The sequence below is a fragment of the Spirosoma litoris genome (genome assembly GCF_054776755.1).
Map to the genome: position 1 here is coordinate 45,576 of NZ_BAAHBI010000051.1, position 20,454 is coordinate 66,029.

Annotated in this window: 23 protein-coding genes; 19 read left to right on the top strand and 4 right to left on the bottom strand. The window is 45.8% G+C overall.

Annotated elements, in window-relative coordinates:
* Positions 1–34 precede the first annotated feature (34 nt).
* Positions 35–208, bottom strand: a complete 174-nt coding sequence (locus ACYVGR_RS27580) for a DUF2256 domain-containing protein (protein ID WP_460962900.1) — start codon at positions 206–208, stop codon at positions 35–37.
* A 416-nt stretch (positions 209–624) separates the two neighbouring features.
* Between ACYVGR_RS27580 and ACYVGR_RS27585 the strand changes: the two genes are divergently transcribed.
* Complete coding sequence (locus tag ACYVGR_RS27585) at positions 625–1,095, top strand: Lrp/AsnC family transcriptional regulator (protein WP_157587953.1); 471 nt, start codon at positions 625–627, stop codon at positions 1,093–1,095.
* 74 nt (positions 1,096–1,169) lie between these two features.
* Here ACYVGR_RS27585 and ACYVGR_RS27590 read toward each other — a convergent pair whose 3' ends face one another.
* Complete coding sequence (locus ACYVGR_RS27590) at positions 1,170–2,387, bottom strand: tetratricopeptide repeat protein (protein ID WP_460962902.1); 1,218 nt, start codon at positions 2,385–2,387, stop codon at positions 1,170–1,172.
* Positions 2,388–2,518: 131 nt separating this feature from the next.
* Here ACYVGR_RS27590 and hpt point away from each other — a divergent pair, with 131 nt between their 5' ends.
* Entirely contained in the window at positions 2,519–3,046 is a 528-nt protein-coding gene (hpt, locus tag ACYVGR_RS27595; protein ID WP_460962904.1) for a hypoxanthine phosphoribosyltransferase, read from the top strand.
* Between the two features lie 96 nt (positions 3,047–3,142).
* On the opposite strand, the gene ACYVGR_RS27600 is transcribed toward hpt, so the two are convergent.
* Positions 3,143–4,363, bottom strand: coding sequence for an NADH-quinone oxidoreductase subunit D (locus ACYVGR_RS27600; RefSeq protein ID WP_460962906.1), 1,221 nt, complete (start codon positions 4,361–4,363; stop codon positions 3,143–3,145).
* Positions 4,364–4,522: 159 nt separating this feature from the next.
* Between ACYVGR_RS27600 and rpmG the strand changes: the two genes are divergently transcribed.
* From rpmG to ACYVGR_RS27665, 13 genes are all read left to right on the top strand, one after another.
* Positions 4,523–4,708, top strand: a complete 186-nt coding sequence (gene rpmG / locus ACYVGR_RS27605) for a 50S ribosomal protein L33 (protein WP_111346404.1) — start codon at positions 4,523–4,525, stop codon at positions 4,706–4,708.
* Positions 4,709–4,801: 93 nt separating this feature from the next.
* Positions 4,802–4,957 carry a DUF4295 domain-containing protein gene (locus ACYVGR_RS27610; protein WP_182459765.1) on the top strand — a complete coding sequence of 52 codons (156 nt, stop codon included), beginning with the start codon at positions 4,802–4,804 and terminating at the stop codon, positions 4,955–4,957.
* A 238-nt stretch (positions 4,958–5,195) separates the two neighbouring features.
* Complete coding sequence (gene ftsY / locus ACYVGR_RS27615) at positions 5,196–6,152, top strand: signal recognition particle-docking protein FtsY (RefSeq protein ID WP_460962961.1); 957 nt, start codon at positions 5,196–5,198, stop codon at positions 6,150–6,152.
* A 171-nt stretch (positions 6,153–6,323) separates the two neighbouring features.
* Positions 6,324–6,422: a type II toxin-antitoxin system RelE family toxin gene (locus ACYVGR_RS27620; protein ID WP_460962963.1), complete on the top strand. Its 99-nt coding sequence runs from the start codon at positions 6,324–6,326 to the stop codon at positions 6,420–6,422.
* Positions 6,419–6,625 (top strand): prevent-host-death family protein, encoded by a 207-nt coding sequence (locus ACYVGR_RS27625; protein WP_460962909.1) that lies wholly within the window; start codon positions 6,419–6,421, stop codon positions 6,623–6,625. Before ACYVGR_RS27620 ends, ACYVGR_RS27625 begins: the two co-directional genes overlap by 4 nt.
* Positions 6,622–7,110, top strand: coding sequence for a hypothetical protein (locus tag ACYVGR_RS27630; RefSeq protein ID WP_460962911.1), 489 nt, complete (start codon positions 6,622–6,624; stop codon positions 7,108–7,110). The genes ACYVGR_RS27625 and ACYVGR_RS27630 overlap by 4 nt, the downstream gene beginning before the upstream one ends.
* 66 nt (positions 7,111–7,176) lie before the next feature.
* The gene (gene rimO, locus ACYVGR_RS27635; RefSeq protein WP_460962913.1) at positions 7,177–8,484 is read left to right on the top strand and encodes a 30S ribosomal protein S12 methylthiotransferase RimO; all 1,308 of its coding nucleotides are present in this window, start codon (positions 7,177–7,179) and stop codon (positions 8,482–8,484) included.
* A gap of 269 nt (positions 8,485–8,753) precedes the next feature.
* Complete coding sequence (gene bshC / locus ACYVGR_RS27640) at positions 8,754–10,301, top strand: bacillithiol biosynthesis cysteine-adding enzyme BshC (protein ID WP_460962915.1); 1,548 nt, start codon at positions 8,754–8,756, stop codon at positions 10,299–10,301.
* A 12-nt stretch (positions 10,302–10,313) separates the two neighbouring features.
* Positions 10,314–10,907, top strand: coding sequence for a 5-formyltetrahydrofolate cyclo-ligase (locus tag ACYVGR_RS27645; protein WP_460962917.1), 594 nt, complete (start codon positions 10,314–10,316; stop codon positions 10,905–10,907).
* Positions 10,908–11,037: 130 nt separating this feature from the next.
* Positions 11,038–11,691 carry a hypothetical protein gene (locus ACYVGR_RS27650; protein WP_460962919.1) on the top strand — a complete coding sequence of 218 codons (654 nt, stop codon included), beginning with the start codon at positions 11,038–11,040 and terminating at the stop codon, positions 11,689–11,691.
* A gap of 124 nt (positions 11,692–11,815) precedes the next feature.
* Positions 11,816–12,829 (top strand): aspartate-semialdehyde dehydrogenase, encoded by a 1,014-nt coding sequence (locus ACYVGR_RS27655; RefSeq protein ID WP_460962921.1) that lies wholly within the window; start codon positions 11,816–11,818, stop codon positions 12,827–12,829.
* 74 nt (positions 12,830–12,903) lie between these two features.
* Complete coding sequence (locus tag ACYVGR_RS27660; RefSeq protein WP_460962923.1) at positions 12,904–13,680, top strand: ABC transporter ATP-binding protein; 777 nt, start codon at positions 12,904–12,906, stop codon at positions 13,678–13,680.
* A 5-nt stretch (positions 13,681–13,685) separates the two neighbouring features.
* Positions 13,686–15,353, top strand: coding sequence for a hypothetical protein (locus tag ACYVGR_RS27665; protein ID WP_460962924.1), 1,668 nt, complete (start codon positions 13,686–13,688; stop codon positions 15,351–15,353).
* Positions 15,354–15,484: 131 nt separating this feature from the next.
* Here ACYVGR_RS27665 and ACYVGR_RS27670 read toward each other — a convergent pair whose 3' ends face one another.
* The gene (locus ACYVGR_RS27670; RefSeq protein WP_460962965.1) at positions 15,485–16,294 is read right to left on the bottom strand and encodes a PfkB family carbohydrate kinase; all 810 of its coding nucleotides are present in this window, start codon (positions 16,292–16,294) and stop codon (positions 15,485–15,487) included.
* A gap of 374 nt (positions 16,295–16,668) precedes the next feature.
* On the opposite strand from ACYVGR_RS27670, the gene ACYVGR_RS27675 reads away from it, so the two are divergent.
* The 4 genes from ACYVGR_RS27675 to ACYVGR_RS27690 all read left to right on the top strand — a co-directional run.
* Positions 16,669–17,337, top strand: a complete 669-nt coding sequence (locus ACYVGR_RS27675; RefSeq protein WP_460962925.1) for a TetR/AcrR family transcriptional regulator — start codon at positions 16,669–16,671, stop codon at positions 17,335–17,337.
* A gap of 22 nt (positions 17,338–17,359) precedes the next feature.
* Positions 17,360–17,806 carry a phosphatidylglycerophosphatase A family protein gene (locus tag ACYVGR_RS27680; RefSeq protein WP_460962927.1) on the top strand — a complete coding sequence of 149 codons (447 nt, stop codon included), beginning with the start codon at positions 17,360–17,362 and terminating at the stop codon, positions 17,804–17,806.
* Positions 17,807–17,812: 6 nt separating this feature from the next.
* The gene (locus tag ACYVGR_RS27685) at positions 17,813–18,190 is read left to right on the top strand and encodes a GtrA family protein (RefSeq protein WP_460962929.1); all 378 of its coding nucleotides are present in this window, start codon (positions 17,813–17,815) and stop codon (positions 18,188–18,190) included.
* Positions 18,187–20,454: DUF5686 and carboxypeptidase-like regulatory domain-containing protein (locus ACYVGR_RS27690; RefSeq protein ID WP_460962931.1), on the top strand; the 2,268-nt coding region annotated here is incomplete at its 3' end. The genes ACYVGR_RS27685 and ACYVGR_RS27690, both read left to right, overlap by 4 nt.

Consider the following 20,454-nt stretch of genomic DNA (forward strand, 5'->3'; position numbering starts at 1 on the left):
GTTAATCGACAAAAATAACGATAGTTTAGATTTGTCATACCTGTTCTGGATCTGGGCTTGTTTTTTGCCGCTTGCCACTTCGTCGACAAGCCTCGCTACAATACACGACATGTTCCCAATTCTTCTCCCATTTTTTTCGCCAGCTAAACGGCCGATTACAAGCCGGGCAAAGTTTAGTTGGCAGATTTTCCTTTTTCTGCATTTTCATACAACGCAACTCGATTGGTTCACATGCCTAAGCAATGGTTGTATGACATTCGACTTTATTAATACGAACATCAAATCCTATTCGGTATAAACCGTACAAACAATATACGGCAATAGAAAAAATCGAACCGTTTGAAAAGCTGGATTAGCCCGAACAAATGAGGTTATTAAATCAAAGAAGTTCATTAACAACAAGAAGTAACGAACTCTACATCATACGAATACTACCGAATGATAAAAATAGGATTTGGCAACTAGTCTATAAATCTTAATATTGTGCCGTTTATGAGGAAGATATGCAATATTTGTTTCGCCTTTTTTAAATATTCATAGGTTTTTAAGAATTTTCTATTGTAAAAGATAGTAGATTTGCACCGTTCTGCACACAAATTCTAATTCAACAGACGACCTCCGTTTATGTCAATTCATAAATTAGATCAGATAGATCGCAACGTATTAGAGATTTTACAAGCTAACGCTAAAATTACTAACGCACAGCTTTCTAAAGAAATTGGCCTTTCGCCAGCCCCTACACTTGAGCGGGTAAAAAAACTAGAAACCTCAGGAATTATTCAGAGCTATCATGCTCAGTTAAGCCGGGAGAAAATTGGCCTGGGCGTAACCACATTCGTTATGGTGACGCTGGTTGGCCACAAAAAAGACACAACAATGTCGTTTGTGGATCGGGTGAATCAGATTCCCGAAATTATCGAATGCCACCACATTACTGGCTCAGGAGACTTTCTGTTAAAAGTGATTTCGAAAGATATCTCATCGTATCAGGCTCTAATGCTCGACGTCATTAACGAAATCGATGAGGTAGCCAGCACCCAAACGATGGTAATCATGTCGACCTTCAAGGAAAGCAAAGTGTTACCAATTCCTTGATGTATGCTATAGGATGTATGATATATTTAGACAACGACTATATCATACATCCTATAGCATACATAAGCATAAGCCTAATCCTTCCTCTTCCTTCGCTCCTCTCGTCTTGCTTTTTTCGCGTCATCAAGCGCTTTCTTAGCCTCCTTGTACTGACTGGATTTTCGTTCCGCTTTGTCTAGTACTTCATTAAAGTAGGTCTGGGCCAGGTCGTAATTTTTCTCTCCATTCGCAATCTTCGCCAATCCGATCAACGACGACAAGTAATAGCCCGACGTTGTCGAATTTGTCTGCTTTGAGAAGTCGACCGATTGCTGGTAGTATTTCTTCGCTTCGGCTACGTTGTTATAAAACACGCTGTTAACGTAGCCTAGTATATAAGCCGCTGTCCGTCCGCTAACGCCCTCATAACCCGATTGCGTGCGACTCACTTTTTCCAGAATATCTTTAGAAATCCGTTCGGCTTCGTTCAAGCGCCCTGTTACAAAGGCCGACCGGGCAAAGTACCGCTCAAAAAATGGATTATCAGGGTACTGCTCGGCCATGTACTTTGACATCTGATACGCTTTATCGTACTGATTCTCCATACTATAAATCTGAACCAGAAAGTAACGGGCCTCAACGCGCGTATAGAAGGCCGTATTCGCCGTTTTCTCTAACTCCTTGATACCGGTCGCCTTATTGCCTTTGGGAAAAAAGATCAGAATTGGCTTCAGCAGGGGGTAATTTTCGGGAATCCACTGGGCATAATAGTTATACATGCCATCCCCAAAGAGCAACTCAGGACTGAAATCGGCGTTGCCCTTACATTTTTCAAAATACTTCAGGGCATTTTTACCCGCAAACGTGGCTTTTGCCCATTTTTTTCGCTCCGAATACAGTCGACTTTTAAAGGCGTAAGCAGCAGCCAGGAAAAAAGCCGGTTCGAGTTTATTCTCACTGTTATCGTATAATTCTTCGGCCAGCGTGATTGTCGAGTCCATATACATTAAGCACTGGTCATCGTAATCCGTCACATCAGTATTCGGAACAATTTTCCACCACTCGGCCAGTCCCATCAGGAACGTCGGCATCGGATGTTTGGGATAACGCAGCCGTAACCACCGAAACTCCTTATCGGCTTCGTAGAATTTGTAGTTATACATCTGGTTGATAGCCTCCGCCGATTCAATTTGAACGCCCGGATGCTTCAATAGACCATCATACTTTTTATCAAACGCCGACGGATCATAAAGCTGAGCCTGGGCTAAACTAGCCATACTCATCAGCCAAACCGTCAACACGAGTTTCTTCATTTCGTCAAAATCAATTAGTTAGTATATCAACGTAATCTGCTGGCTCTGCGTTTGCCAATTGTTATTTTTCAATCGTTTTTTTGTCCACGACCTTACTATCGGCGTATCTTTGCCGCCCCACAGACATCGATATGATAACGATAAAAGATAAAACGTTCGTCCCGTTTATTACTGCCGAAGCTATTCAGACGCGCATTCAGGAACTAGCCGAACAGATTAACCAGACATACGCTGGCAAAACTCCTCTCATGGTCGTTATCCTGAATGGGGCTTTTCTGTTTGCCGCTGACCTGGCGAAGCACTTAACAATTCCTTGCGAAATCACGTTTTTACGGGTTTCTTCCTACAAAGGAACGGAATCGACCGGGCAACTGAAAGAAATCCTGGGCCTTACCGAATCTGTTGCCGGCCGTGACCTTATTGTGGTCGAAGATATTGTTGATACAGGCAAAACCCTCTGCGATATCCGCGATCAACTTCAGGCGCAAGGCCCTTCGTCGCTTGCCATTGCTACACTACTCTTCAAGCCCGAAGCCCTACAAAAACCAATTGATTTGCAGTACGTTGGGTTTGAAATCGAAAATAAATTCGTTTTAGGGTATGGTCTGGATTATGATGGACTAGGTCGAAATACACCCAATATTTTGGTGCTTGAATAAGCTAGTATTAGGAGCGAGGAGTTAGGACTGAGAATGGCTGACGCAAGCAAATTGCTGCCGAATGGATTCTCAGTCCTAACTCCTCGCTCCTAATACTTATCGATCCACCTCCCCCATCACGACATCAATTGATCCGATTATTGCCACCAAATCGGCTAGCATAGCGCCACGGCTGATTTCGTGAATGACGGATAGGTTGTGAAAGCAACACGAACGGGATTTGCAGCGCACGGGGACGTCTGATTTGCCATCCGTACGAAAGAAAAACCCTAACTCTCCTTTGGCACTTTCCGCGCGAGCATAGAAATCCATCGCCTTCGGGCGAATTTTCTTCGGCACAACCGCTTGTGGATCATAGTCGCGCGTTCGTTTATGATCGCCCATAAGCTGATCCAGACACTGTTCAATGATGCGAATGGATTCGTGGCACTCCAGTACCCGAACATTATTGCGATCCCAACAATCGCCAACGGTTCCCATTTTGCCTTCGCCAATCGGAATATCGAAATCCAGTTCAGGGTAAACCGAATAGCCATCTACCCGACGCAGGTCATAGCGTAAACCCGAGCCCCGAAGCATCGGACCCGTACAGCCATAATTGATGGCAACGGGCAATGGAAGTACCCCAACATTAGCCGTTCGTTTTACGAAAATCTCGTTCTCAATAACCAGTTGTTGCAGCTCTACTAATTTGGGTTTCAAGTAGGTAATGAATTCCCGGCACCGTTCTTCAAAACCCACCGGAAGATCATAAAATAAGCCCCCTACCCAAATATAGTTGTACAACATTCGAGCCCCGCTTACCCATTCGAGCAGCCGCTGAATGTGTTCACGATCGCGCATGAGCCAGAGAAAAGGCGTATAAGCACCAATATCGAGTGCGTATGTCCCAATGCCGACAAAGTGTGCCGCAATACGATTTAATTCGGCTACCAGCACCCGGATGTATTCGGTGCGTTTCGGAATATCGTTCTGAATACCAAGCATTCGCTCCACACCCATCACAAAGGCATGTTCGCAGTTCATAGCAGCCAGATAATCGAGCCGATCTACGAACGGAATTGCCTGATTGAAGGGTAACGACTGCGCATGTTTCTCAAAACAACGGTGGAGATAACCTAGATGCGGAATCACATCGACAATAATTTCTCCATCGGTAACCACTTCGAGCCGCAATACCCCATGCGTTGATGGGTGTTGCGGCCCCATATTCAGAATCATCTCCCCTTCCTGAAGCATGTCGGGGCGATAGACACCAGGTTCCGAAGCCCGAAAATGGCCGGGAGCGTACTCGTATTGAATTGTTTGCGTGGTCATGACAACCCCAAAGGTCGAAAGCGGGAATCCGATTGCCAAACTTTACGCACTTTTCTGACCTAATTCATTACAAATCATCAGTTTTTCTTAAAAAGCTATTGGCTAAATAAAAGTAATTCCGTACCTTTGCGCTCCTTATCGAGAAAACGAACATTAGCGATGGCAAAGAAAGGCGCCAATAGAATCCAGGTTATTCTGGAATGCACCGAGCAAAAAGACAGCGGTGTACCCGGCATGTCCCGGTACATCACCACGAAAAACCGGAAAAATACGCCAGCGCGTATCGAACGGAAAAAATACAACCCGTTTCTGAAGAAAGTAACGGTACATAAAGAAATTAAATAGGTTTTAGGTTTATAGTTTTCGGTTTACAGCAGATAATAATCTGAATTTGAATCCGAAAACCGAGAACCGTAAACCATAAACTGCAAAATCGACATGGCAAAAAAGGTAGTTGCAACCCTGAAAACGAAGGATAACGGTAAGGCATTTGCCAAAATCATCAAAGCCGTTAAATCGCCTAAAACTGGCGCTTATACCTTCAAAGAAGAAATGGTTCCCGTTGATGAAATTCAGGCTGCGCTGAAAAGCTAGTCTTGACTACGTTAACCACGTCGACGAATCGGCGCCCTGGAGAACCCGTTTCTGTACAAAGAAATTTGTCCCACAGCCTTCATGGTTCTGTGGGACTTTTTTTGCTGTAGTTTTGTTGAACCAGTCAATAGTTAATATACTATGCCCGCGCCTGCCTATACACAGGCTGACACAGTAAAGTTAATCATTGATTGCTAATCCACTATCGACTCACGACCGCACGAGCGGCCCCATTTTTATGGCTCTATTCGGCTTATTCTCGAAAGAAAAAAAAGAAACACTCGACAAAGGATTAGAGAAAACGAAAGACAGTTTTTTCTCGAAACTTGGCCGGGCCGTCGTTGGCAAATCGACCGTTGACGAAGAAGTCCTCGACGAACTCGAGAACGTTCTGATTTCATCGGATGTAGGCGTTGAAACAACGGTTAAAATTATTCGCCAGATCGAAGAACGTGTTGCTCGTGACAAGTATATGGGCACCGATGAACTCGACCGAATACTTCGCGAAGAGATTGCCACGCTGCTTTCAGATAATAACACGACCGATGTGTCGGACGACTTTGATTTGCCCGTTGGGAAAAAGCCCTATGTAATTATGGTCGTCGGTGTCAATGGTGTTGGCAAAACCACAACGATTGGCAAATTGGCGGCTCAATTTCACAAACGCGGCAAACAGGTTGTCTTGGGTGCTGGCGATACGTTCCGGGCAGCAGCCGTAGATCAACTCAAGCTCTGGGGTGATCGCGTTGGTGTACCCGTCATTTCGCATGGAATGAACACCGATCCTTCGGCAGTGGCCTTCGATGCTGTTAAAAAAGCAACCGATATGAATGCCGATGTGGTCATTATTGACACAGCTGGCCGACTACATACCAAAATCAACCTGATGAACGAGTTGACCAAGATCAAGCGCGTCATGCAGAAGTTCACCCCCGATGCACCGCACGAGGTACTTTTGGTTTTAGACGGATCAACCGGGCAAAACGCGTTTATTCAGGCAACCGAATTCACAAAAGCAACCGAGGTTACGGCACTGGCGATCACGAAACTAGATGGCACAGCCAAAGGTGGTGTAGTCATCGGAATTTCAGATCAGTTTAAAATCCCGGTTAAGTATATTGGTGTTGGCGAGAAAATAGAGGACTTGCAAACGTTCAACAAGATGGAGTTCGTGGATTCGTTCTTTAAGAAATGATTTTTGAATGGCTTATTCTCTTTCTTTCTCAGATAAAGCACTTAAAAGTCTTAAACGTATCCCCAAATCTGATAGTGAACGAATTATTACAGCACTCGAAGAATTGGCAATAGCTCCCGATAGCAAAACCAATGTAAAGCGATTGAATAATCATGCAGAAGCCATCTTCAGATACGAGTAGGTAATTACCGCGTTTTGTATGACAAACATGACGCACTCCGCATAATTGCAGTAATTGATGTTGGACATCGAAAGGATATTTACGAATGACACTTAACGCTCAAATTATTCAATCAGAAGGCAAGCCAGCATTTGCGGTTATTGCTTACGAAGAATACGAAGCTATTCAACAAAGTCTTTCGTCTTTTGACAGCCTTGAAGATTTTGCCGATTACGTTCATTCGCTAAACGTAAAAAATGCAACAACAACTTGGCATACGTTAGATGAGGTAAAAAAAGAATTGGGTTTATGATAACACAAGAATTGGGCCTTTTACTAGCCTTAGTGCCATTATTGGTAAATTCTGCCTACGCCCAGAAAATTCAACGGCAAAAAATCGCCAGCACCGCTGCGCTTCAGGGAATATGCGGAACTGTGTTGGTAAAGCAGGGCAATTATATGCCAGGCCCAGGCTCACCCAGACCTAATGCCAATGGTACTCCTGCTGAGCGCGAGGTACTAATTTTCCCCTTGTTGAATATGAGTCAGGTGGAAGCTGGTGATAATGGCTTTATTCATTCGGTTGGTATGGCCAAACCAATCAAGACAGTCAAATCGGGAAAAGATGGCACCTTCTGTGTCAATCTTCCTAAGGGACGATATTCAGTCATTGTGCAGGAACCAAAAGGCTTATACGCCAACTTATACGACACCAAGAATAATATTTTTCCGGTGACTGTCGAGTCAGGGAAGAGCGCGAAAATTAAGGTCGAGATTACGCATCAGGCCGTGTTTTAAATAAGTAATGCGGACATCCTGTCCGCAATAGCTTTCAATAAAGCGGACAGGATGTCCGCATTACGAATGAAAACCAAAGGAGTACGTACTAATAAAATCAATATCGTCACGCTCGGTTGCTCAAAGAACCTTGTGGATTCGGAGGTGCTGTTTACGCAACTCAAGGGCAATGGTATGAACGTGACGCACGAATCGAAAAAAGACGATGCCAACATCGTCGTGATCAACACGTGCGGTTTTATAGACAATGCGAAAGAAGAGTCGATAAACACCATTCTGCGCTATGTCGATGCGAAGGAAGCGGGCATTGTCGACAAAGTTTACGTAACAGGTTGTCTGTCGCACCGTTATAAAGACGAACTCGAAGTCGAAATGCCAACCGTTGATGCCTGGTTTGGTACCAACGAGCTGCCCCGAATGCTGAAAACGCTCCGAGCCGATTACAAACACGAACTCGTTGGCGAACGGCTCCTGACAACCCCAGCTCACTATGCCTACCTGAAAATTGCCGAAGGCTGCGATCGACCTTGTTCATTCTGTGCCATTCCGTTGATGCGGGGAGGCCATGTGTCGCGCCCAATAGAAGAGCTGATCACCGAGGCAAAGTCATTAGCTAGGCGGGGCACCAAAGAATTGATTCTTATCGCCCAGGACCTAACCTATTATGGGCTTGATCTCTATAGAAAACGTAACCTTGCGGACCTTATCAATCAGTTAGCCGATGTGGAAGGCATTGACTGGATTCGGTTGCAGTATGCCTATCCGTCAGGCTTCCCGCTGGAAGTACTGGATGTGATGCGCGATCGTCCAAACGTTTGTAATTACTTGGACATGCCTTTACAGACAGGCTCAACCGAGCTGCTGAAACTCATGCGCCGGGGTATTACGCGGGAAAAAACCGAAGACCTGATTCATACCATCCGCGATCGAGTGCCGGGTATTACGCTCCGTACAACGCTAATCGTGGGTCACCCCGGCGAAACGGAAGCCATGTTTGGCGAAACGTACGAATTCGTAGAACGGATGCGTTTCGATCGGATGGGCGTGTTTACCTACTCTCATGAAGATCAGACCCACTCGTTTACGATGCCCGACGATGTTCCTGCCGATATTAAACAGGAACGCGCCGACGAGTTAATGGAGCTTCAACAAGGCATTTCGCACGAATTGAATCAGAAGAAAGTCGGGCAAACCTACAAAGTGTTATTCGATCGGAAAGAAGGAGGCTATTTTATTGGTCGTACCGAAGCTGACTCACCCGAAGTGGACAACGAAGTCTTGGTACCAGCCAGTCAGTACGTTCGGATGGGCGATTTTGCGAACGTGCGCATTAACCGAGCCGACGATTTTGATTTATACGGAGAGGTTGTGTAAACTAGTGCTTTGGCAAAAGAGATTCTATAGATTAAAGCTATCTAAATTTGTCTTTTTCTAGATTAGGGTTAGCGTGTTTTTGTCATCCCGACGCAGGAGGGATCTTCGGTAGAGCCTATAAATAACCCTTTATCGAAGATCCCTCCTGCGTCGGGATGACAAAAAGCAACCTAGCTTTCTATAAACGTAGAAGTTTAATGACGGAAAAACCCGAACCTTGCGGGTTTTTCCGTTGTTGAGCCGAATAAATCCCAACCCCCGCCCATCGCATGGACTGTCAGTACCTGCCGCTTACCTCGACCGGCCAGTTTTCGTCACTATTCCTCGATTACATCAACAAAAAAGATAGTTTAACTCCTTTTTACAATCGCTTTCCGGACGTAGCTGCTTTTGGCGGGCAGATTGCTGATAAGTCATTTGATGCATCGAAACGGCAGGTTTTAGTCAATACGCTTGAGCGGCAATATGCGGGTATTGCCAACAAACCTGACTTTTCCGCATTACTCCAGCCCAATACATTCACCGTTACGACGGGTCACCAACTGAATATTTTTACGGGACCGTTATACATTGTTTATAAGCTCATTACGACCATTAATCTGGCCCGAAAGCTGAAAGAAACGTATCCTGATTACAATTTCGTGCCAGTGTACTGGATGGCCACCGAAGACCATGACTTCGCCGAAATCAACCATTTCTCGATGTTCGGGAGAAGTTACGTCTGGCAAACCGAACAGCGTGGTGCTGTCGGGCGAATGAATCCACGGGAGCTAAAAACGCTGTTTACCCAGATTCCGGAGAAACTAGCTTTGTTTGAAGAAGCCTATTTCAAACAGGACACCTTAGCGAATGCTGTTCGGTATTACATCAATGAATTGTTTGGTGCCGAAGGGTTAGTTTGTCTGGACGCCGACGATGCAGATCTCAAGCGCCTTTTTGCGCCTGTCATGCGCGATGAGCTTATCCATCATCAGTCAGGGGAGTTAGTCCAACAGAAAACGCAGGAGCTGGAAAGTTTAGGCTATAAAACCGTAATTACCCCTCGGGATATCAACCTGTTTTACCTCGACGATCAACTTCGTGAACGTATTGAACGTAAGGAAGATGGTACGTATAAAGTAATCAATACGCAGCTAAAATTTTCGGAGTCTGAGTTACTGAACATTTTAGAACAGAACCCCGAACGCTTCAGCCCAAACGTTGTCTTACGTCCACTTTATCAGGAAACAATTCTGCCAAATCTGGCCTATATCGGTGGGCCTTCTGAAGTGCCTTACTGGTTGCAGTTGAAAGGTGTTTTTGACCATTTTCGGACACCATTTCCAATACTGATGCCGCGTAATTTTGCCATGTATGTTCCATCGGTAAGCGCAAAACGCATTGGCAAACTCGGTCTCACACCCGAAGAACTCTTTCAGGATACCCTTACACTCAAACATGCCTATGTAGAACACCATGCTCGACATGCGCTCAAGTTCGACAATGAGAACAAGACCGTAAATAAAGCATTGGATGCTATTTTGCATAAAGCGCAGATGGTCGATCCAACGCTCGAAAAAGCCGTTCTGGCCGAAACTAAGCGGTTTGCCAACGCCGTTGCCCGACTTGAAAAGAAAATGCGACGGGCCGAAGAGCGAAATCAGGAAACGGGTGTTCGCCAGTTACTGGCCGTTAAAAACGAGCTTTTTCCCAATGGAGGTTTACAGGAACGAAGCGAAAACTTCCTGACATTTTACCTGACGGATCGCCAGTTTCTCCAGAAAATGCTGGCCGCTTTCAATCCATTCGATTACCGGATGCAGCTTTGTCTGGAGTAAGGAACGCGGAGTATGAATAAAGCGGAGCTACGTCGCGAGTATTTGGGCAGGCGCAAAGCGTTGACAGTCGATGAGGTCGCGCACCGGAGTCAGGCAATAGCACAGCGTTTTCTAAATTTTCTTATCCAGACGGATTTGGCCACAAAACCGTTACTGATTCATACGTTCTTGCCAATTCGGCGGCAGCATGAAGTGGATACGTGGCTGATTATTGATTCCATCTGGAAACAGTTCCCACAAATAACGCTTGCCATCTCAGTAACCGATATCGCAGCTAATCAGCTCACCCACTATCCTTTCTATCCTGATACTCGTTTACAGGAAAATCGCTGGGGCATTCCCGAGCCGATTGATGTTACGCAAAAATCGGCCATTGATAGTCGTCAAATCGATCTGGTTCTCGTACCACTTTTGGTATTCGATACACAAGGACACCGGGTTGGTTATGGCGGAGGCTATTATGACCGTTTTTTAGCCAACTGTCGACCAGACTGCTTGAAAGTGGGACTTTCGTTTTTTAAACCGATTGAAGCAATCGACAGTATTGAAGTGACTGATTTCAGGCTGAACATTTGCATCACACCTAGGCAATTATTTAGCTTTTAGGCAGTTAAGATTTTTAAAAACTCCCATTAATAACATTTAATCAGGATTAGCAATATCTAATCAAAGTTTATTTATATTTTAATACAATAAGTACCTAGCTGTTGTTAACTTTCTCAAAAGAACAACAACTATGAAAAAAATTCTGCTTTTACTGCTTCTAGGCCCACTACATGTATGGGCACAACAAGACAGAATACCTCCGCCTGTTTCTGCCGAGAATCTTAAGCCTATTGAAAGCGATCTTATTCCTACTTACAATGGCCGTTACGGGGGTGGAATACGAACACAGTATGTGTATGACGGGATAGATGTTCGGCACGCCAAAGATTTAGGTCCCTACATCATGGCCTCCAATGACCCCGATGCCATTCGAGAATTTAAAAGCTATATGACCAGCCGACATGCGGGTGGCTGGCTAATTGCGGGAGGTCTCGTAACAGCGGGCGTTGGCTTAATCGTGGGCGTCTCTAACGATCACTCAGGCGAAGCCAGCAAGGGGACTTTTTCGTCAACCGGGGTTGTCACCAATGGCACCATATGCTATGGGTATTGTAATTCTGTCCCAGACCGCACAAACACGGCGGCCGTAAAAGCAGGCGTAACAACTTTCTTCTCTGGGCTGATTGTAGCCGCTATTGGCGGATTTATGTTACGGCCAGGCCCTCATCTTCGTCGATCGGTTCAGTATTATAACCGCTCTCTGAAGCAGCAAGGCATTTCCTGGCAAGTAACACCTTATTCATCACTGTCTAATTCTGGAATAGGATTAATAGGACGATTCTGATTTTTTTAGAATATAATTCCTGACCGTCAAAGTTTTACCGTACTTTTGCACTCCAATTCAGAGTGCGGGTAGAAACCCGCTTTTTATTAACTAGTTAAAAGCGGGTTTCCACCCGCATACAAGTATGAAAATCGCAGTCGTTGGCGCCACAGGCCTGGTCGGTGGCGAAATCCTGAAGGTTCTGGCAGAACGGAACTTCCCTGTATCTGAACTTCTTCCCGTCGCTTCCGAGCGTTCGGTTGGTAAACAGGTTGAGTTTAAGGGTAAACCGTACACAGTCGTAAGCTTCGAAGATGCTATTGCTGCCAAACCTGCCATTGCGATTTTTTCGGCGGGTGGTGGTACCTCGTTAGCCCTAGCCCCTAAGTTTGCCGAAGCCGGCATTGTTGTTGTCGACAACTCGTCGGCCTGGCGGATGGACCCAACCAAAAAACTGGTTGTACCCGAAGTAAACGCGGATACGCTGACTTCTGAAGACAAAATCATCGCGAACCCAAACTGCTCGACGATCCAGATGGTTGTGGCGCTAAAACCCTTACACGATCGGTATAAAATCAAACGTGTTGTTGTATCGACTTATCAGTCGGTAACTGGAACGGGTAAAGCAGCGGTTGACCAACTTTTTGCAGAACGTGCAGGAAATACAGAGGTAGCGAAAGTATACCCACACCCAATTGACTTGAATGTGTTGCCACATATCGACGTCTTCCTCGACAATGGTTATACCAAAGAGGAAATGAAGATGGTGAATGAGACCAAGAAAATTATGGGCGACGATTCGATTCAGGTAACTGCCACTACCGTTCGGATTCCAACCATTGGTGGCCACTCTGAAGCGGTGAACATTGAGTTCGAAAATGAATTTGAACTAAGCGACATCGCTTCGATTCTGAGCAACACCGAAGGTGTTATTGTTCAGGACGACCCAGCTAATAAAATCTACCCAATGCCTTTAACGGCGCACGGGAAAGATGAAGTATTCGTTGGCCGCATCCGTCGCGATGAAAGTCAGCCAAAAACGTTGAACATGTGGATCGTAGCCGATAACCTACGTAAAGGAGCTGCTACCAACGCGGTTCAGATTGCGGAATACCTGTTGAAACATAATCTGGTTGAAGCTGATGCTGTAACAGCTTAACCAGTTATCCTGACCAAGAACCAAAAGTCCCATCTGGCTTGCTGCTGGATGGGACTTTTGCTGTATATTGATCTATGAATATGACACCAATCATCCAACTCCACGACCTTCATAAATCCTACGGATCAACTCCCGTTCTGAAAGGCATTAACCTGAGTGTATCGGCTGGGCAAGTAGTGGGTTATATTGGCCCTAACGGTGCCGGGAAGTCCACAACCATTAAAATCCTGATTGGCATGCTGCCCGACTATACGGGCGAAGCAACCGTATTGGGCATGGATGTAAAAACGAACTCGCTCGATATTAAACGCCGAATTGGTTACGTTCCTGAAAACGCAGCTTTGTATGACACCCTTACGCCCATGGAATACCTACAATTCATTGGGCAATTGTATGGGTTAGATACCACGCAAATTGAACACAAAGCTCTTGAGTTGCTTCGCCTGTTTCAACTCAATGAGTACGCCAATGCCCGCATGACGACCTTCTCGAAAGGGATGCGTCAGAAAGTGTTACTTATTTCGGGGCTTCTGCATAATCCAGATGTTATTTTCCTGGATGAGCCATTATCTGGCTTAGATGCCAATGCGGTTGTGCTCGTTAAGGAAATTATTCGGCAACTCGCGAACAGTGGTAAAACGGTTTTCTACAGTTCGCACATTATGGACGTAGTGGAAAAGATTTCGGATCGAATTATTATCATTAATCAGGGGCAGATTATTGCCGATGGCACCTTCGCCGAATTGCAGCACCAGCGCCCCGAATCACTTGAGCAGCTCTTTGCCGAACTAACCGGTAGCGAAGGCCAAACGGGCATTGCCGAAGAGTTTATTCACACCTTGAAAAACTAGAGAATATGGCCACATTTATTCTCTGGATACTTGACCGACTCCAACCGCTGTTCCGCACTTTGGGGGCTGATTATGGCCAATTGCGGGCCATAGTAGCCGTAAAACTAACGATGGACAATCGGCGTAGCATCATTAGTCTGGGGCGTTACGGCAAACCGTCGGGCGAGAACAACAGTAGTTTTATCCGCATTCTGGGGATTTATACCCTTTTCGGTGGCTTTGTGGGTCTGGGTATCTTATCCTTTCCAGAGAGAGACCAGATGTTTTTTCCGCTCACCCTGCAATTTGCCTATGTTATGGCGCTATCGGCCATGACACTTATTTCGGATTTCTCATCCGTCATTCTCGATTCGTCTGACAATCAGATCATTTTACCCCGACCTGTTAATAGCCGTACACTTTGGCTGGCTCGTGTTGTACATATTGCCAGTTATCTGTTTGCCATTGCCCTTTCCATATCACTAGGTGCGGTTTTTATCATATCGACCCGTTTTGGTGCGCTGGCGGGTGTACTGGTTCTGGTACTAAGTCTGTTATCGTCAGTACTGATGGTGTTTCTGACCAATGTATTCTACCTCGTACTGATGCGGTTCATTAGTGAGGAAAAATTGCGGGAGGTGATCAATTATTTTCAGATCATCATGGCCATTCTGTTCTATGGCGGCTATCAACTTTTGCCCCGCCTAATGGCCCCAGAAATGAGACTAGCGCAGGCACTTGAACACCAGTGGTGGCATTATCTGGTTCCACCGATGTGGATGGCAGGTGCTGTCGATATGGTTGTTCAGCCAGCGATCGACCAGATGCACTTGATTTTTCTGGCATTAGCCTTCGTGACACCGTTTTCTGGCCTCTGGTTTATGAATCGCTTCCTGACCGCCGATTTCACTCAGAAACTCAGTGGACTCGATCAGGAAAGCCGCCTGGCAGAATCAGCAAGCTCTGTTCAGGAAACGCAACAAGCACCTGGTTGGGTGGATCGCTTTGCCAACGGATTTACAAACAGTCCACTTGAACGAGCAGCCTTTGCCTTCACCTGGCGCATAACGAGTCGCGACCGAAAATTCAAGCTTAAAACATACCCACAGCTAGGCTTTGGTCTGGCTTATGTGGTAGTCATGTCGATTCAGGGGCAGACCTTCGGTTCGAGTAGCTTCTTTTATCTATTTGCGCTGTACTTCGCCAGTATTTATGTGATGGTAGCGCATTACCAACTCGGCGTTTCAGATAATTATCGGGCGGCCTGGGTCTACGGGAGTGCTCCTATTCGCGAACCGGGCGCTATTTTATCAGGCTCGCTAAAAGCTTTGATTATCAAACTTCTGACCCCTTTCTACCTTTTACTATCCGCTTATATTCTCTATCGATACGGCACCGATAAGATTAGTGATGTACTCCTGGCGTTCTGTAATTCACTGGTAATGGTAGTAAGTTCAGCTCTCCTGTCAACCCGATACATGCCCTTCTCAACAGCACAGGATGCGTTGAAGCAAAATAATACTGCTCGTGGACTATTGATTAGCATCGTTCTGGGGATAGTCGGTTTCTCACATTATGGTCTGACGTTTGTGCCATATGGCGTTTGGCTGGCTACTCCGGTATCAATTGCTACGTTTTGGATTCTTCTTCAGCAATACAAAAAGACAGATTGGGGTAAGATTGTGATGGGGTAAGGGAAAATACGGTTTAACTACAGACCAAAGTAGATTCTCGGGTGCGCCCGTGCGGTTGATTCTATTGATAATCAACACCTAAACGATCAATTAGAATCGAAAGAATCTCTAGAATCTAAATTGGACAAGTACTAACCCACGATCCCATGTTCCAGCAAGGTCGAAAACAACGCAGGTGAACCGGAAAATGGGCCCGAAGATGCCACTTTCAAGGTAGCCAGTGCAGCTCCAAACTCGCCAGCTTCTTCTACGTGGCTACCTTGAACCCGTTTCAACAGATAACCCGCCATGTACGTATCACCACAGCCGGTAGCATCCACAACGGCGGTGGGCTTGAAAGCCGGGATCTCGTAAAAAGTACCTTCGGTATAAATTAATGACCCCTCGCTTCCAAGCGTTATAATCACTTCACGTACGCCCAGGTCGGCAAGGTACATAGCGCCATCCCAGGCATTTTTCTGGCCGGTAACGACCTCCATTTCAAATTCATTTGCCTTCAGGATGCTTATATAAGGAAGGATATACTTTTTGTGAATCCAATCCTGATACACCACTCTCTTATTCCGAACGCGTCGTAAATAGCCTTGAATGTCGAGCGATACGATCCCGCGTTTCGACAAATCCTCAATCACGTTTATGGGAATATCATCGGCAAGCAGAGGCCCTAAATGAAATAGTTTCGCATCGATCGTGGGCATCTTAGAGAGCCGAAAGGGAGCTGCCTTTTGCAGTACCTGTTGCTCCCGATGATTCTGATCGTCACTGTAGCTGTTCTGAAAATAAACGGTGTGTTTACTTGGCAGGATGTCGACATCAACCCCTTCGGCCTGAAGACCGTCGACAATGTGATAGTCCTGCTGAGCGAGGGCCGTAATTAGTTTATACTCAATATCGGCATGCAAAAGGGCCTTGGAAAAGTAAAAAGAGGTGCCTCCCGGCATGTAGCTCACAGCTTGTGATGTGACTATTTTGTCAAGAGTTATATGTCCTATTGTGCATATGTCTACCATAGTTTTCCTCTGCCGCTATCCGACAGTTTACGTTTTATAAGTGTCAAGTATGTATTCAACAATCCTTTCTAGTCAATGTCACTACGCGGCATGAAAATATGAGGCACCGCACTATCTTTCTGAGATACAGTCCCATTTAGAAGATTAAAAATTGGCATCTCTCTTTTCCGTAGAGGAATAAGCAGATTAATGCCAACAATGTTCCCAACCATAAAAATATTTAAAACAAATAATTTAAACATTTGATTAAATCATTTGGCAAATATAAATAACCCGCTATACCTTTGCTACATAATATTGGCGTAATGACAAAATCAGCTAGTTCAACTGAGGAAAAAATTAAGGAGGCAGCGAAAAAGGTATTCCTGGAAAAAGGTTTCGACGGAGCCACAACCCGCGATATCGCAAAGGAGGCTGATCTGAACTGTGCTCTGATGAATTACTATTTCAGGAGTAAGGAAAAGCTATTTGGCGAAGTCTTCAACGAGATGCTTCAGCTTTTCTTTGCGGGTATGACCTCTGTACTTACGGAGCCCATTAGCTTGAAAGAGAAAATAATTCGGCTGATAGAGCATGATTTCCAAACCTTTAAGCAGCACCCGAGCTTATGCATCTTTATCCTGAATGAGTTGCATAGAGACCCCGACCACCTGGTGAATATTATACAGGCGGCTAAGACGCAGCCAACCTTGCTGTTTGAGCAGCAGCTTAAAGACGCCATTGATCAGGGGGTAGTACGCCCTGTGAACCCCCATCATGTGCTAAGCCTATTGCTGTCGAATACGCAATTTATTTTTCTGGGGAAGGCCATCACCATGAATACCTGGCAAATGACCGAAGCCACATTTAACACCTATGCAGAAGAACATAAACAACTTGTTACACAAATGATTATCAACTTTTTATTCATTGAAAAATCGGAGGATAAGCAAACCCTACAGGTCTCTGAGCCTGCTTTGTTAGCGCTCGCCTAGAAGGTCCGTTCCACTACACTCCATGCACAAACTGATTGCTACCGGCCTGGGTATCGGCTACATCCGTAAAGGGGGTGGAACGGTAGCTGCTGTTGCGTGCTGTGTGGTTTGGTATCTGGCCCAATCGATTACCCATCCGTTCTATACGCCTATACTTATTACCATTGGCATTACGGCAATCGGTATATGGTCGGCCAATGTGGTTGAAGAACAGTGGGGAAAAGACAATTACCGCGTTGTGATTGATGAAATAGCTGGCATGTGTCTCAGTTTGCTATTCATTCCTATTACGGAGAAAAGCCTGCTGGCGGGGCTTCTGTTGTTTCGCCTGTTCGATATCGCCAAGCCCTTTGGTATCCGAAAGTTGGAAAAACTACCTGGAGGCTGGGGTGTCATGCTCGACGATCTGCTCGCAGGACTTTACGCCAACCTGTTGTTACAAATTGCACTGGCCGTAGGTTTCCTATAAAACGTTATGCAAACATTTATTAAAGTTCAGGCCACCTCGCTTATCGCAACCGGCATTGATTTTCTGACGACAATCCTGTTCGTTCATCTCTGGCACTTCTGGTATTTGTCGGCCAGTGTAACCGGGGCTGTTAGTGGTGGAATAGCCAGCTTCATTATCGCCAAGAAGTGGGCTTTTCCTACTAGCCAACAGCCGGTTATCTCACAATTCAGTCGGTTTGTTCTTGTCTGGCTCGGTAATGCAGGTGCTAATGCAACCGGGCTCTATGCCGCTACCCATTTCCTTGGCATCCAATATCTAATCGCCAAAACGGCAGTGGCTATTCTGGTGGGTGTCAGCTACAATTATTTTTTACAGAAAGACTTCGTCTTCACCATGTCATGAACCATTTACTCCGCTGCATATCCTACCAAACAGTCCTGTTTTTGAGCGGATTGCTATTTTTAAGTGCTGGGTTAACCCGAGCACAGGTGACTACCGTTACTGGAACTATTACTGATGGGGCAACCAACCAGCCCCTACCGTTTGCTAATGTCGTTTTTGTCGGTACTACGATCGGTATTAGCAGCAACGAACGAGGAGCGTATACCCTAACCGGAAATGGCAATTTTACGAACGTGGCCTTTTCATTTCTTGGCTACAAAACAGTCACGAAATCCATTAAACCGGGTATATCTCAACAAGTAAGTATACGACTGGAGCCCGACGCCCAAGTACTGAATGAAGTGGTTATCCGTAAAAGCAAGCAGGAACGATACCGTAATAAAAACAACCCAGCCGTCGAGCTGATTCGGCAGGTTATCAGCCACAAAGAGCAGAATCAGATTGGCCATTACGACTACGCGGCTTACGAAGAATACGACAAGTTGCAGTTTTCGCTCAGCAGCTTATCCACGAAAGTATCCGAACGGAAGATCTTTCAGAAGTATAAGTTTCTATTAAATAATCGGGACACAACCACTTTACCGGGGAAATCGTTATTACCCGTTTATCTGGAAGAAAAAGTCTCAGATGCCTATTTCCGTAAAGACCCAGCGAAGGAAAAAGTCATTGTGAAGGCCAAGAAACGGGTCGATTTTGGTCAATACTTCGACAATAATGGCCTTAGTCTGTACTTGAACCGGATGTATTCGAAAGTCGATATTTATTCCAATTCGATCTTCCTGATGACCAACCAGTTCCTGAGCCCTATTGCCAGTAATGCTCCCCTCTTTTATCAATATTATCTGGCTGATACCCTTACCACCGGCAAAGGCAAGCTGATTGGCTTGAACTTTGTGCCCCGCAACGCCACCGATATGCTGTTTGAAGGGAAGATGTACGTCACGCTGGATAGTAACTATGCCGTGCAGAAGATCAACCTGACAATCAACCCCAAGATTAACCTGAACTGGGTTCGTGATTTACAAATCCGTCAGCAGTTTGAGCAGAACACTGACGGCCGGTACTATCTCAGCAAAAGCGACATGCTGGCCGACTTTGGGATTAGTAAAGGCGGCAAAGGGGGCGGTATTTTCGGCCAGCGGACGCTCTCGTACCGAAACTACAAAACGGACGAAGCGCACATAGCCAGTTTCTACGAAGGCTCGTCCCAAGTAGTAGCCGAGGATGCAACGACTAAACCCGACGTGTTCTGGGTGGAAAATCGGCACGATTCGCTTTCGGCCGCCGAGTCAAAAATCTATACCAACATCGATAGTTTAAAACGGATGCCTTCGTTTCGGCGTACGATGGAAGCCTTAACCTTTTTGCTGGCTGGCTATAAATCGTTTGGCCCTTTTGAGGTGGGCCCGGCCAATACGTTCTATAGCTTCAACCCAGTGGAGGGATTTCGGCTACGATTGGGAGGTCGCACGACACCCGAATTGAGCAAACGCTATTACGCCGAAACTTACGCGGCTTATGGGTTTAAAGACCAGCGCTGGAAATATTTTCTGAGCGGAACGTACTCCATCAACAACAAGTCGATCTACCAGTTTCCGCAAAACTACATTCGAACCAGCTTTCAGCGCGACACCAAAATTCCGGGGCAGGAGCTTCAATTTGTGCAGGAAGACAACTTTTTGCTCTCCTTCAAACGGGGTGTCAACGACAAGTGGCTCTACAACGATACCTGGCGCATCGATTATGTACATGAGTTTGAGAACCACTTTTCATACAGCTTCGGTTTTAAAAACTGGCAGCAGTCGGCGGCAGGAGCCCTGCTATTCAAGACCGAAACTGACAACGAAAATACGCCCTCGCGTACACTGACAACGACAGAACTATCGGTAGAAGCCCGCTATGCGCCGAATGAACAGTTCTATCAGGGAAAGATTTACCGGATACCCATTGTGGGCCGTTATCCGGTGTATACGATCCGGTTTACAGCTGGTGTAAAGGGATTACTCAACAGTAGCTACAACTACCAGAATCTGACGGCCAGTATTAGCAAACGTTTTTATTTATCCCAACTGGGCTATACCAACGTCTCAGTGCAGGGAAGCTACATTTTTGGGCAGGTACCGTTCCCTCTACTGACCATTCACCGGGCGAACCAAACGTACGCTTATCAACTTAACTCGTATAACCTGATGAATTTTCTGGAATTTGTCAGCGACCACCATGCCAGCTTAAACATCGATCACTCGTTCAATGGATTTTTCTTT